Raw genomic sequence first — 12612 nt, forward strand, 5'->3', positions numbered from 1 at the left:
GCTTTGTCCTTGTCGTGCCGCCGATCGTCGTCGGCGCCGGCTGGTTCCTGTTGCTGCGCCATGCCGGCGATGTCTTTGCCATCGCCCCGGTCATGGTCGTCACCGTCAACGCGGTGATGGCGATGCCATTCGCCCTGCGCGCCGTGCGTCCCGCCTATGATGCGGCGAGCGAGCGTCACGAACGGCTCTGCGCACAGCTCGGCATTGCGGGCTGGAACCGGCTGATGCTGGTCGACTGGCCGTCGCTGCGGCGCCCGCTCGCCACGGCCTTCGCTTTCGCCATGGCGCTGTCGCTGGGCGATCTCGGTGTCATTGCCCTGTTCGGCAGTGATTCCGTGCAGACATTGCCCTACCTTCTTCTGGCACGGATGGGCAGCTACCGCACCGAGGATGCCGCCGGCCTGGCACTGCTGCTCGGCCTCGTCTGTCTCGCGTTGATCGTGGCGGCGCACTGGCTGGGAAGGGAGAAGGTCCGCGATGCGTGAGAGGGCGGCCAGCAGGCTCGAGAAGGGCGCGCCGGTGCGGCTGGACAAGGTGTCGTTCAGTTATGGTGAGGTGCCACTTGTCTTCGACGTCGAGTTCGCCACGGCGAAGATCACCGCCATCATGGGTCCGAGCGGTTCGGGCAAGTCGACGCTGCTCAATCTGGTCGCCGGCTTCGAGACCCCACAGTCGGGCCGCGTGCTGATCGGCGGGGCCGATGTCAGCGCCGAGCCGGCCTCGGCGCGGCCGGTGTCGATGGTGTTCCAGGAGAACAATCTCTTCGCGCATCTTTCCGTCGAGCAGAATGTCGGGCTCGGTCGCTCGCCCTCCCTGGGACTGACCGAGGCGGACCGCGCCGCGGTCGCCGAGGCGCTTGCGCGCACCGGTCTCGCGGGCAAGGAGAAACGCCTGCCGCGCGAGCTCTCCGGGGGCGAACGCCAGCGCGTCGCACTGGCCCGCGTGCTGGTGCGCGACCGACCGGTGTTGCTGCTCGACGAGCCATTCGCTTCGCTCGGACCCGCTTTGCGCGACGAGATGCTGAATCTGGTTGCTGCCGTTCATGCCGAACGCGCCATGACGGTGCTATTTGTCACCCACCAGCCCGAGGATGCACGCCGCATCGGCGAGCACATGGTGTTTGTCGACAATGGGTTGGTGGCCGCAACCGGCAAGGCTGATGATTTCTTTACCGGGGCTGGTCCGGAGGCGTTCCGGCGCTATATCGGCGCGGGTGCTGGATATTCCACATCACGCGATGTTGCCCGGAAGCGGACATAATTTACGGTCAAACCGGCTCCAGGCGATGTGGCGTTTGCTTGCCATGACCGGGGGAGTGTGGCTAGGTCGCCCTACCGGTCCGGCACAGGCCGTGATTTGCCTGCAGTATCCGCCGCCCGCCCTAAGGGACGGGCAACGGATGCAGCAGCAGTTTGAGATAGCGCATGACACGTTCCGAAGATCGCCCCCGATTTTCGTGGTCATGCGCCGGGACCCGAAAGGAAGCCGTTCTGGCGATCGGCGCTAACACATTGGGAATGAAACCGCTGGCGCGTTTTCTCGCGCTGGCCGGTTTTGCCGTGGCGTTGGCAAGCTGCCAGATGTTCACGCCGCCGGAAGTTCAGGAATCCGGCTTCCAGCCTTCCGACAAGCCGATCACAGTGGACAATGTCGGCGCCAACAACAAGCTCGCCGAATTGGCCAAGGCGCAGCACCCGCGCATCCTGGCGACTTACGGCGGTGAATATTCCGACCCCAAGCTCGAGCGAATGGTCGCCAAGGTGGTCGGTAGTTTGACGGTGGTGTCCGCCAACCCGACACAGACCTATCGCATCACCATTCTAAATTCGCCCAACGTCAACGCATTCGCGCTGCCGGGCGGTTATCTCTACATCACCCGCGGCCTCCTGGCGCTGGCCAATGATTCGGCCGAGCTTGCCGCTGTCATCGCGCATGAGATGGGCCACGTCACTGCCAATCACGGCCTGCAGCGCCAACAGCTCGAGGCAGAGGAAGGCCTGGCGACCAAGGTGGTTTCCGATGTGCTCGGCGACAGCCCGACCGCCAAGGCGGCGTTGATCCGCGGCAAGCTGAGGCTGGCGCAATTTTCGCGCAACCAGGAGCTGGAAGCCGACGCCATCGGCATCAAGTCGATCGGCGAGGCCGGCTACGATCCTTTCGCCGCAGGCCGCTTCCTTCAATCGATGTCGGCCTATACCGATTTCCGCTCGATCAGCGGCGCCACCGACGCCAGCCTGGACTTCCTGGCCACGCACCCCAACACGCCGCAGCGCATCGATCTGGCGCAGCGCCATGCTCGCCAGTTCGGCGCGCCGGGCGTCGGCACGCGCGACCGCGATTCCTTCCTCGCCGGCATAGACGGCCTGCTCTATGGCGACACGCCTGAGGAAGGCTATGTGCGCGGCGAAACCTTCCTGCACCCGGGCCTTGGCGTGTCGTTCACGGTGCCGGACGGCTTCATCATCGACAATTCGGCGGCAGCGGTGACGGCCACCGGCCCCGGCGACATAGCGATCCGTTTCGATGGCGTCTCTATCGACAAGAACCGGGCGCTGACGGACTATATCCGCAGCGGCTGGGTGGCTGGTCTCGTCGACAGCAGCGTCAAGCAGGAAACCATCAACGGCAATGAGGCGGCGACCGCGCATGCCGGCGCCGAAGGCTGGCAATTCGACATAGCGGTGATCCGCGCTGGCGGCCAAGTCTACCGGCTGCTGACCGCGGCCCCTTCCGCCAGCACGTCTCTGGACACGATCGCCCGTTCGGTAAGCGGCTCGTTCCGGATTCTGAGTGCTGCCGAAAAGGCGGCGCTGAAGCCGCTGCACATCCGCGTCGTCACCGTCCAGCCTGGGCAGACGATGGGTTCGCTTTCGGCGCAGATGGTCGGCGTTGACCGCAAGCTCGACCTGTTCCGCGTCCTCAACGCGCTGTCGCCCGGTGCCGCGGTTTCGGCCGGCGACAAGGTCAAGATCGTCACCGACAAGTAGGCGCCGCTGGACGCCTGCCGCCGTTCAGGCGGCAGTCGCCATGAACTCCGGATTCTGCTTCACCAATGCGACCTTGAGCTTTTCCATGGCGCGGGCCTCGATCTGGCGGACGCGTTCCTTGGAGATGCCGAGGGTTTCGCCGAGCGCTTCGAGTGTCGCGCCCTCGTCGTTCAGCCGCCGTTCCTCGATGATCCTCAGCTCCCGTGCGTTGAGCGCGCGAAGCGCCTCCCTCAGCCAGAGCGAGCGGCGCGCGACATCGATCTTGTCGCCGACGATCTCGTCGGGCAGCGGATCGTCCGAAATCAGGAAATCCATGCGCTCGGTCGAACCCGCATCGTCGGCAATAGGCATGTTGAGCGAGGAGTCGGGCGCCGAGAGCCGCGAATCCATCATCGCCACATCGGCTTCGGAGACGCCAAGCGCCTCCGACACTTCGCGATAGAGCGTGGCGTTGGAGAGCGGCTCCGTGCCATTCGCCAACCGCGCGCGCAGGCGTCGCAGGTTGAAGAACAGCGCCTTCTGAGCCGAGCTGGTGCCACCACGCACGATAGACCAGTTGCGCAGGATATAGTCCTGCATCGAGGCGCGGATCCACCATGTCGCATAGGTCGAGAACCGCACCTCGCGCTCCGGCTCGAAGCGGGCGGCGGCCTCGAGCAATCCGACATGACCCTCCTGGACCAGATCGCCGAGCGGCAGGCCGTAATGGCGGAACTTGGAGGCCATGGAAATGACCAGCCGCATATGGGCGACGGTGATTGAGTGCAGCGCGTTCTGGTCGTTGTCCTCTTTCCAGAGCAATGCAAGCCGATGCTCTTCGTCACGCTCGAGGTAGGGAGCCTTCATTGCCGCGCGGACCATGATCCGTCCTGCCGTGTCTTCCATCATGAGGCGCTCCCTGGGTGGTGCGAATGACTTTGCAAAGTTGGCTGCCGCCCGGGTTGAAATGCCGGCGTCGTGCCCTAGAACAGCCAGAACTGCCATGCGCGGGAAAGGTTCCGCGACCGCGGCGGCGCGATTGTGTTGCCTGAAGGATTCTCAGAAGGTCTGAGATGGCAGCGATCACGAGTGGAAAGTGCCGTTTAGAGAATATGGTTTCATAAACCCGCCGTTTTTGAAATCCTGTTCCTTATTTTTTCGGCTTGCATCTGTCAGTTTCCAGCGCTCACAAATATGCCGGCCAGCCGGCCAAGGACGGGATCACAGAAAAATGAAATGGCTCAAGTCGCTCATTATCGCCGGAACGCTGCAGGCCCTGGCTGTCGCTTCAGGTCATGCCGGCCCCAATCTCGACCAGATCAAGCACGCCGGTGTCATCAAGATCGGCACGGAAGGCACCTATGCGCCGTTCACCTACCATGACACGTCCGGTGCACTGGTCGGCTTCGACGTCGAAATCGCCAAGGCGATTGCCGAGAAGCTTGGTGTCCAGGCCGAATTCCTCGAAGGCAAGTGGGATGGACTGATCGCCGGCCTCGACGCCAATCGCTACGACGCCGTCATCAATCAGGTGGGCATCACCGATGCCCGCAAAGCCAAGTACGACTTCTCCGATCCCTACATCGCCTCCAAGGCGGTGCTGATCGTGCGCGGCGACAACACCGACATCAAGAGCTTCGCCGATCTCAAGGGCAAGAAGTCGGCGCAGTCGTTGACCTCGAATTTCGGCAAGCTGGCCGAAACGAACGGCGCTGAACTGGTCGGCACCGATGGCTTCGACCAGTCGATCCAGCTGCTTCTGACCGGCCGCGCCGACGCCACGATCAATGACAGCCTGTCGTTCCTCGACTTCAAGAAGCACAAGCCCGACGCCAATGTGAAGATTGCCGCGCAAGAGGAAAACGCCGACTATTCCGGCGTCATCGTGCGCAAGGGCGATCCGGAGCTGGTCGCCGCGATCAACAAGGCGCTGGCCGACATCAAGGCCGACGGCACCTATAAGAAGATCGCCGACACCTATTTCGGCCAGGATGTTTCGAAGTAATCTACGAGGCGAGCCGCTCCGCGGCCATGAGACACATAGAGCGGCGAGCCGTCTTTGACGGCCCGCCGCTTTTGTCGTGATATGGCAGACGCATTCTCGCCTTGACCAAGCTGCTTCGACCAATCTGGAGGGTCATACGTGCCGCACTGGCTGCAACTGATGCTGGAGTCGCTGCCTTCGCTGCTGTGGGCGGCGCTGATCTTCACCGTGCCGCTGACGCTGTTGTCCTTCGCCTTGGGGCTGGCCGTTGGGTTGGGTGCTGCACTCGCCCGGCTGTTCGGCCCCAAGCCGCTGGTCGCGCTTGTGCGCTTCTATGTCTGGATCTTCCGGGGTACGCCACTTTTGGTGCAGCTGTTCCTCATCTTCTACGGCCTGCCGTCGGTCGGCATCCTGCTCGACGCCTTCACGGCGGCGTTGATCGGATTCACGCTCAACATCGGCGCCTACACGTCGGAAATCATCCGCGCGGCAATAGGCTCGGTGCCGAAAGGCCAGTGGGAAGCCGCCTATTCGATCGGCATGACCTGGGGCCAGGCGATGCGGCGTACCATTCTGCCGCAAGCCGGCCGGGTCGCGGTGCCGCCGCTCTCCAACACCTTCATCTCGCTGGTCAAGGACACGTCGCTGGCCGCCGCCATCACCGTGCCGGAGATGTTCCAGGCGGCGCAGCGCATCGTCGCCACCACCTATGAGCCGCTGATCCTCTATGTCGAGGCGGCGATCCTCTATTTGGCGCTGAGTTCGGTGCTGTCGGCCTTGCAGACGCGGTTGGAGACCCGGCTCAACCGCTATGGCGGCTTCCTGGAGGCGCGCTCATGATCGGCCTCAGCAACATCGAAAAGCGCTTCGGCGACAATCTCGTGTTGAAGGGCGTGACGGTCACCATTGCCGAAGGCAGCGTCACGGCGCTGGTCGGTCCGTCGGGCGGGGGAAAGAGCACCCTGCTGCGCTGTATCAACCTCCTGGAGATCCCGACCTCGGGCACGGTGCGCATTGGCGACGAGACGCTCGAATTCCACCCCGGCGGCAGGGTTCCGGCCAGGGATATCCAGCGCCTGCGGCTGCAGACTGGCATGGTGTTCCAGAACTTCCAGCTGTTTCCGCATCGCACTGCGATCGAGAACGTCATGGAAGGGCTGGTGACGGTGTTGAAATGGTCGCCTGAGAGGGCACGCGAGCGGGCACTGGCTCTGCTGGAGAAGGTCGGGATGGTGCACAAGGCAGACGCCTGGCCAGCGACGCTGTCGGGCGGCCAACAACAGCGCGTGGCGATCGCCCGCGCTTTGGCGCCGTCGCCGAAAGTGCTGCTCTGCGACGAGCCGACCTCGGCGCTCGACCCGGAACTGGCGCAAGAGGTGGTCGAGGTGCTTGGCAAGCTCGCCAGCGAAGGCACGACCATGGTGATGGCGACGCATGATCTGCGCCTCGCCTCCAAGATCGCCCAGGAAGTGGTGTTCCTCGATGCCGGCGTCGTCGTCGAGAAGGGGCCGGCCGCGGTGCTGTTCAACAATCCGCAGCAGCAACGGACGAAGCGGTTCATCGCAACGCTGAAGCAGGAGGCTGAGAAGGAAGGCGGCGGCGCGTAAGAGCGCGGCCCAGAGTGTGTTGAATTCGGGTGATGGCCCAAAAGGGGCGCCGGTTTCCGGGATATCTTGCCGTGCGCGAGCAGGCCGTCAGCCGCCCTCCGGCATACTGGCCCTTGCTGCCGGCAGCCGCTAAAATTTCACCGTCGGCTCTCCCCTGACGCCGCGGCTTTTCATTTGCAGGTTCAGATATGATGGCTGACGAGCGCCACGCCAAGTCCGATGAGGATCGAACCGCATGTCTTGGGGATCACCCATCCGGCGCCGCCGCCGGTGAACCGGCCAACGGCGAGCGAGGCGATGCCGACCGCCGCCAGGTCGGCCATCGAGAAGATAAGATTGACGACGATGCCGAGGATGAGGAATTGCAACCCTACGGCAATGGCGGCTGACGGATCCACGAACTGCGGCAGGAAGGTCAGGAAGAACAGTGCTGTCTTGGGATTGAGGATCTCGACGACCATGCTGTCGCGGAATGTGTTCGGGGCCGGCCTGGCACCGTCCTCGCCCATCCGGTTCCAGCCCAGGAACATGGCAAGGCCCAGCGAAATGAGATATGTGGCGCCCGCCAATCGGATCATCGAGAAAGCGACCGGCGCGTGTTCCATCAGTGCGGCGAGTCCGACCGCCGCGGCCAGGATGTGCACGTAACAGCCGAGATGAACACCCAGTGCCGCCATCAATCCCGCCTGACGGCCATGGGCCAGCGTCTGCGCGGTCATGTAGAGAATCGCCGGCCCTGGCATGCAGGCGAAGGCGAGCGTTGCGAGGGCGAACGGAATCCAAAGATCCAGCGACGGCATGACGGCTCCTCCCATGTGATCAAGCCGTGGGAGGAGTAGGCTGGGGGTCAGGCCGAAAACATACGGCAGATGCCGTATTTGGATCGTGATCGGGCTTGGCTAATCTGCCGATGGTTAAGGGGACGTTGCCGAGCGGCTGCGATGTCAGCCGGCGGGCAATCCCAGACGAACCGCGTAGGCGGTCAGTTCGGCGGTGTTGTGGAGATTGAGCTTGCCCATCAGGTTTTCGCGATGCTTGCGAGCGGTCGGCAGGCTGATACCCAGCCGTTCGGCGATGTCGCGCGTGATCATGCCTTGCGCCACCAGTTGAAGGATCTGCCGTTCGCGCCGCGTCAGCGGCACCGGGGAGAGGATTTCCTGTGCGGCTATCGGCTCGCTGCCCCTGCCCATATCGCTGACGGCGAAGCGAACGGTTTTCGCCAGATAGGTGCCCCCCTTCTTGACCGCTTCGATGGCGGCGCCGAGTTCCTCGGGATCGCCGTCCTTGGTCAGGTAGGCGTTGGCGCCGGCACTGAGCGCGGCGCGCACCGTCCTCGGCTCGATATTGGCCGTCAGCACTACGATGCGCAGGTGTGGCGCCAAGGTCCTGATGGTGGCGATGAACTGCATCCCGGCGACGCCTGGCATGCCGAGGTCGAGGATCAAAAGGTCGGCGCGCGTGCTTCGCAGTTGGCCAAGCAGCGCCTCGCCATCCGCAGCCTCGGCGACGACCGAGACATTGTCCATCGCCGAGATGAGCAGCTTCAGCCCCTCGCGCACGATGGCATGGTCGTCGGCGAGTATGGCGGTGAGCGGGCGATTCATCAGGGCACCATCCAGGACTGCAGCGGCGTATATGGATCAATCGCCAACTTATGCGAAACAGGTTGCCGGTAGATCAACGGTACCGGGGAAGACCGCCCGGAGAATACTTGGGGCAATTGGGGGGATTCGATGCAGGAAGACAAGATACGCCAGGCCCTGATCGGACTCCTGTATCGCAATTCCTACGGCGTGGTCATCTCCAACATCGTGATCTCGATGGCGGCGGTCTATGTGCTGAGAACGGCCGTTTCCACCCATTGGCTGATCGGCTGGCTAGCGGCGCTGTATCTGCTGACGGCTATCCGGGTGCTGGCGTCGCGCCGTTTTTTCAGCCGCGCCCGGGATCGCCACTCGATCTTGCGCTGGGCATGGCTGGCGACGGCATTTTCCTGCATGTCAGGCCTTCTGTGGGGTGTGCTTGGCTGGGTCGGATTCATGCCCGAGGCGCCGATCGTGCTGTCCTTCACGGTCATCGTCCTGACTGGTCTCGTCTGCGGCACCGTGCCGTCTCTGTCGGCCTTTCCGCCGGCGCTGGTTGGTTCCATCCTGGCAACGGTGGTGCCGGTCGCCCTGCGCTGCCTGACCACCCAAAGCGATATTTCCGGCGCCTTCCTGTTCCTGCTCGCGTCGCTGGTGGCGATCAATTTCTACTACTGCCGTATCACCTACCGCATGCTGCGCGAAACCGTCAGCCTGCGACTGGAGAACGAAACGCTGGTCGAGCATCTGCAAGAGGAACGTGACAGGGCGCAGACCGCCGACCGTGCCAAGACGCGTTTTCTGGCGGCGGCGAGTCACGATCTGCGCCAACCGATCCATGCCCTGAGCCTGCTGGTCTCGACGCTTGCCGTTTTGGGGCAGCGCGGCGACGTACCCTCCGGCGAGGCGCGCGACCTGGCCAGCCGGGCGAAATCGGTTGTCAGCAACTTCAGTGGGCTGCTCAACGCTTTGCTCGATATCTCCCGGCTCGATGCGGGCATCGTCACGGTCGCGAGCGAGGCGGTGCCGCTGCGCGACCTCTTTGGTGATCTTCGCAATGAATTCGCCGCCGAGGCGAAACAGCGCGGACTTACGTGGCGCGTGGTCGACAGCGGCCTCTGCGTCGACAGCGACCCGATGATGCTGAAGCGCATTCTCAACAACCTGGTGTCGAATGCCTTTCGCTACACCAAGCAAGGTGGTGTCCTGTTGGGCTGTCGCCGGCGCGGCGCATGTGTGGAGATACAGGTCCTCGACAGCGGCCCCGGCATCCCCGCCGATCAGCAGGGGATGGTCTTCGAGGAGTTCGTGCAGTTGCAGAACCCGGCGCGGGACCGCACGCAAGGCCTGGGACTCGGGCTCGCCATCGTTCGCCGCACCGCCGACCTGTTGGGGCACCCGCTGAAATTGGCTTCGACGTCCGGACGCGGTTCCCTGTTTTCCATCACCGTCGCGAAGGCCGGCGCGGTGCAAGCTCGCTTAGAGGTCGACACGACATCGCCGGCCAGCAGTGCCGCCGGCATCATGGTGGTCGAGGATGAGGGCGACGTTCTCGATGCCATGGTGCGCTTGCTCAACCTGGAGGGACATCGTGTCTATCCCGGCCGCTCCGCCGCAGAGGCACGGAAGGCCCATGCGGCGGCGCTGGCTGCCGGCGATGCGCCGGTCGACCTGATCATCGCAGACTACCGTCTCGAGAATGACACCACCGGCACCGACGCGATCCGTGCGCTTCACGCCCATATCGGCCGCGTTGTCCCGACCATCATCATCACCGGCGATACCTCGCCTTCGCGCCTCAAGGAGATCAGCGCCAGCGGCAGCCGCATCCTGCACAAGCCGATCGCCGACGAGGAATTGCGCGAAACCATTGCTGCGGCCTGCTTTGCTGGCAAGGCGACAAGTGGGGACACACGTTAAACGAAAATGCGCGCTGGACGGCACCACGGTTCGGCGCGCCGGCAAGCCGCGATGCAGCACGCTGGTGCGCAGTACATCATCAACATCGAAGCTGCCGCCCAAAAGCAAAAGAGGCCCCGGTCAAACCGGAGCCTCCAATCGTTTCAGGCAGGATCTCTCGAAAAGGCGAGAAGGATCAGGCAGCTTCTTCCTGCTCGGCCTCTTCATTGTCGGCCTTGGCGCCACGCTTAGGGCCCTTGTTGAGGTTGACCTCGATCAAGCGCACGGCTTCGGTTTCCGACATGCGGTTGACGGCCGCGATCTCGCGGGCCATGCGGTCGAGCGCCGCCTCATAGAGCTGGCGCTCGGAATAGGACTGCTCCGGCTGGTTGTCGGCGCGGTAGAGGTCGCGCACGACTTCCGAGATCGAGATCAGGTCGCCCGAATTGATCTTCGCATCATATTCCTGGGCGCGGCGCGACCACATGGTGCGCTTGACGCGGGCGCGGCCCTGCACGACCTTCAGCGCGCGCTCGACATAATCCTCCTCCGACAGCTTGCGCATGCCGATGGAGGTCGCCTTGGCGACCGGCACCTTCAGGCGCATCTTGTCCTTCGAAAAGTCGATGACGAACAGTTCCAGCTTGTGTCCAGCAACTTCCTGCTCGTCGATCGAGACGATCTGGCCGACGCCGTGCGCCGGGTAGACGATGTACTCGCCGGTCTTGAAACCGTGACGCGCAGCGGTGGACTTCTTCTGCGGGGTGATCGTTGCCATTACGCCCTGAACTCCTTGTTGTGGCACCGGCGTCCTGCCGGTCCGAACTCGCGCGATCGGGGAAGCCGATCGTTAGCCGCACAACAGATGAACCCATCGGAAAGGCCGGACCGGCAAACCGCAACATCGCGACCGCCTGGCCCAGATCGCTCTGGTCCGAATGGGATTTTCACCTTTCAGTGATTTGGGGCGTCTGCGCCATAAATCGACGTTGTGTCACCGGCATGTTTCGCTGATGTAACACAAAAAGTCGGAAGAATCAAGGTTTTGCTGCATACGCGAAGGCCACAGGTCAGCGCCGGCTGTCAAGCCGGTTAATGTGACGTGCCTCTTACCCAGCGTAATACCGGCCTTTGCGGCCGTGTTGTCAATCGCCTTCGCCGGGCTCGGCCGAGAAGTATTTCTCAAACTTGCCGGCCTCGCCGTCGAAGGATTTGGCGTCTCCCGGCGGTTCCTTCTTGGCGGTGATGTTGGGCCATTTCTCGGCGTATTCGGTGTTGACCTGCAGCCATTTGTCGAGGCCGGGTTCGGTGTCCGGCTTGATTGCGTCGGCCGGGCATTCCGGCTCGCAAACGCCGCAGTCGATGCACTCGTCGGGGTGGATGACGAGCATGTTCTCGCCTTCGTAGAAACAGTCGACCGGACAGACTTCGATGCAGTCCATGTATTTGCATTTGATGCAATTGTCGGTCACGACATAGGTCATCGGTCGGCTCCGGGACGTCCCATTTTGTTGGGCTTTTTCCGTCAGGTAACGCCTTTGTCGACCGCTTGCAAGGGTAGCCATTGCGGACGGTGCCGGTGTTTCCGGAATGGAATTCCAGACTGCAGGCCCGGCGGAAGTCAGTCATGTCCCGCAGAGCGTCTGTTTGCCGGGCTCAGTTCTCGCCTCAGGCGTGCCGTTGTCCCAGAACCACTGCGTGTTTTTGGACGCCAGGCATCAATCTTCGCCGAGCAATCGGTCGGTCTGGCGACGTTCCTTCTTGGTCGGGCGGCCGCTGCCGGCCTCGCGCAGCCCCGGAATTGCATCGGGAGGGGCTTCGCCCTTCGGTGCGGGCGGTGGCGACATATCCTCGTAGAGCGTCCGGGCCTCCTCGGCCGGGCCGCGCCGTGCACCGGCGCCGAGCACCTTCCAGATGAAGATGCGACGCTCGAGCGTGATGGTCAGGACGTCGCCTGGCTTGACTTGGTCGGAGGCCTGCGCTGCTTTGTCGCGATTGATGCGGACCCGGCCGGCGACGACCAACTTCGCCGCCAGCGAGCGCGATTTCACGGCGCGGGAGAAGAACAGCCATTTGTCGATGCGCTGGCGGCCTTCGGCAACCATCGAAGCGAGCCGGGTTCTACTTCTTCAGCTGGTCGCGGAGAGCGGCGAGCTTGGCGAAGGGCGAATCCGGATCGAAACGCACCGGACGCTCCTCGCGCGGCTTCGGCTGGAAGGCCGGCTTGCCGCCTTGCGGACCACCTTTGCCATCAGGCCTGCCACCCTTCCAGTCGGGACGGCCTTCGCGGCGGTCGGGACGTTCGCCCTGCGGCCTGCCATCACGTCGCTGTTCGCCTTCGGCCTGCGGCTTGGGCTTGAATTTCGAGCGGTCGAAGCGCGGCTTGCCGGCTCCATCGCGCCGTCCTTCATGGGCCGGGCGTTCTCCGGGTGCAGCAGCGGCCGGTGCGCCGGCGGCATCCGCAGGCGCATCGCTTCGGCCGCGCGCTTGTCCGTTGCGCGGGCGATTGTTCCTGCGGTTGTCATCGCGGTTGCGCGGGCGCTGTTCGAAGCGGCCCTGACGCCACAACAGGA

13 protein-coding genes and 1 pseudogene are annotated in these 12612 nt (G+C 63.6%); 7 read left to right on the top strand and 7 right to left on the bottom strand.

What is annotated here, in order from left to right:
• The 3 genes from EN939_RS05645 to EN939_RS05655 all read left to right on the top strand — a co-directional run.
• A partial coding sequence (locus tag EN939_RS05645) for an ABC transporter permease subunit (protein WP_127267249.1) occupies nucleotides 1-485 on the top strand: 485 nt, incomplete at its 5' end.
• Entirely contained in the window at nucleotides 478-1260 is a 783-nt protein-coding gene (thiQ, locus tag EN939_RS05650) for a thiamine ABC transporter ATP-binding protein (RefSeq protein WP_127267250.1), read from the top strand. The genes EN939_RS05645 and thiQ, both read left to right, overlap by 8 nt.
• A gap of 257 nt (nucleotides 1261-1517) precedes the next feature.
• Nucleotides 1518-2987 (top strand): M48 family metalloprotease, encoded by a 1470-nt coding sequence (locus EN939_RS05655; RefSeq protein ID WP_127267258.1) that lies wholly within the window; start codon nucleotides 1518-1520, stop codon nucleotides 2985-2987.
• 24 nt (nucleotides 2988-3011) lie between these two features.
• On the opposite strand, the gene EN939_RS05660 is transcribed toward EN939_RS05655, so the two are convergent.
• Nucleotides 3012-3875: an RNA polymerase factor sigma-32 gene (locus EN939_RS05660; protein WP_023814301.1), complete on the bottom strand. Its 864-nt coding sequence runs from the start codon at nucleotides 3873-3875 to the stop codon at nucleotides 3012-3014.
• A gap of 322 nt (nucleotides 3876-4197) precedes the next feature.
• On the opposite strand from EN939_RS05660, the gene EN939_RS05665 reads away from it, so the two are divergent.
• From EN939_RS05665 to EN939_RS05675, 3 genes are all read left to right on the top strand, one after another.
• The gene (locus EN939_RS05665; RefSeq protein WP_127267251.1) at nucleotides 4198-4971 is read left to right on the top strand and encodes an amino acid ABC transporter substrate-binding protein; all 774 of its coding nucleotides are present in this window, start codon (nucleotides 4198-4200) and stop codon (nucleotides 4969-4971) included.
• A gap of 138 nt (nucleotides 4972-5109) precedes the next feature.
• Nucleotides 5110-5790 carry an amino acid ABC transporter permease gene (locus EN939_RS05670; RefSeq protein WP_127267252.1) on the top strand — a complete coding sequence of 227 codons (681 nt, stop codon included), beginning with the start codon at nucleotides 5110-5112 and terminating at the stop codon, nucleotides 5788-5790.
• On the top strand, nucleotides 5787-6557 hold the full coding sequence (locus EN939_RS05675; protein WP_127267253.1) for an amino acid ABC transporter ATP-binding protein: 771 nt from the start codon (nucleotides 5787-5789) through the stop codon (nucleotides 6555-6557). The genes EN939_RS05670 and EN939_RS05675 overlap by 4 nt, the downstream gene beginning before the upstream one ends.
• Before the next feature lie 182 nt (nucleotides 6558-6739).
• Here the strand turns inward: EN939_RS05675 and EN939_RS05680 are convergent, their stop codons facing one another.
• Together EN939_RS05680 and EN939_RS05685 are read right to left on the bottom strand one after the other, a co-directional pair.
• The gene (locus EN939_RS05680; protein WP_127267254.1) at nucleotides 6740-7357 is read right to left on the bottom strand and encodes a LysE family translocator; all 618 of its coding nucleotides are present in this window, start codon (nucleotides 7355-7357) and stop codon (nucleotides 6740-6742) included.
• Nucleotides 7358-7501: 144 nt separating this feature from the next.
• Entirely contained in the window at nucleotides 7502-8161 is a 660-nt protein-coding gene (locus tag EN939_RS05685) for a response regulator (protein WP_127267255.1), read from the bottom strand.
• A gap of 129 nt (nucleotides 8162-8290) precedes the next feature.
• Between EN939_RS05685 and EN939_RS05690 the strand changes: the two genes are divergently transcribed.
• Nucleotides 8291-10060, top strand: a complete 1770-nt coding sequence (locus EN939_RS05690; RefSeq protein ID WP_127267256.1) for an ATP-binding protein — start codon at nucleotides 8291-8293, stop codon at nucleotides 10058-10060.
• A 175-nt stretch (nucleotides 10061-10235) separates the two neighbouring features.
• Here the strand turns inward: EN939_RS05690 and EN939_RS05695 are convergent, their stop codons facing one another.
• The 4 genes and pseudogenes from EN939_RS05695 to EN939_RS05710 all read right to left on the bottom strand — a co-directional run.
• Nucleotides 10236-10817, bottom strand: a complete 582-nt coding sequence (locus EN939_RS05695; RefSeq protein ID WP_013529179.1) for a CarD family transcriptional regulator — start codon at nucleotides 10815-10817, stop codon at nucleotides 10236-10238.
• A 367-nt stretch (nucleotides 10818-11184) separates the two neighbouring features.
• Nucleotides 11185-11523 (bottom strand): ferredoxin FdxA, encoded by a 339-nt coding sequence (gene fdxA / locus EN939_RS05700; RefSeq protein ID WP_127267257.1) that lies wholly within the window; start codon nucleotides 11521-11523, stop codon nucleotides 11185-11187.
• A 234-nt stretch (nucleotides 11524-11757) separates the two neighbouring features.
• Nucleotides 11758-12144, bottom strand: coding sequence for an RNA-binding S4 domain-containing protein (locus tag EN939_RS05705; RefSeq protein ID WP_023814308.1), 387 nt, complete (start codon nucleotides 12142-12144; stop codon nucleotides 11758-11760).
• Nucleotides 12145-12160: 16 nt separating this feature from the next.
• A pseudogene (locus EN939_RS05710) lies at nucleotides 12161-12612 on the bottom strand (helicase); the annotation flags it as partial.

Origin of the sequence: Mesorhizobium sp. M7A.F.Ca.CA.002.05.1.1 (assembly GCF_003998335.1) — a bacterium.
Classification (GTDB): Bacteria; Pseudomonadota; Alphaproteobacteria; order Rhizobiales; family Rhizobiaceae; genus Mesorhizobium.

Coding starts and splice junctions, on each gene's coding strand:
- fdxA (WP_127267257.1), bottom strand. CDS start 11,523: ATGACCTATGTCGTGACCGACAATTGCATCAAATGCAAATACATGGAC.
- EN939_RS05660 (WP_023814301.1), bottom strand. CDS start 3,875: ATGATGGAAGACACGGCAGGACGGATCATGGTCCGCGCGGCAATGAAG.
- EN939_RS05695 (WP_013529179.1), bottom strand. CDS start 10,817: ATGGCAACGATCACCCCGCAGAAGAAGTCCACCGCTGCGCGTCACGGT.
- EN939_RS05685 (WP_127267255.1), bottom strand. CDS start 8,161: ATGAATCGCCCGCTCACCGCCATACTCGCCGACGACCATGCCATCGTG.
- thiQ (WP_127267250.1), top strand. CDS start 478: ATGCGTGAGAGGGCGGCCAGCAGGCTCGAGAAGGGCGCGCCGGTGCGG.
- EN939_RS05705 (WP_023814308.1), bottom strand. CDS start 12,144: ATGGTTGCCGAAGGCCGCCAGCGCATCGACAAATGGCTGTTCTTCTCC.
- EN939_RS05690 (WP_127267256.1), top strand. CDS start 8,291: ATGCAGGAAGACAAGATACGCCAGGCCCTGATCGGACTCCTGTATCGC.
- EN939_RS05655 (WP_127267258.1), top strand. CDS start 1,518: ATGAAACCGCTGGCGCGTTTTCTCGCGCTGGCCGGTTTTGCCGTGGCG.
- EN939_RS05665 (WP_127267251.1), top strand. CDS start 4,198: ATGAAATGGCTCAAGTCGCTCATTATCGCCGGAACGCTGCAGGCCCTG.
- EN939_RS05680 (WP_127267254.1), bottom strand. CDS start 7,357: ATGCCGTCGCTGGATCTTTGGATTCCGTTCGCCCTCGCAACGCTCGCC.
- EN939_RS05675 (WP_127267253.1), top strand. CDS start 5,787: ATGATCGGCCTCAGCAACATCGAAAAGCGCTTCGGCGACAATCTCGTG.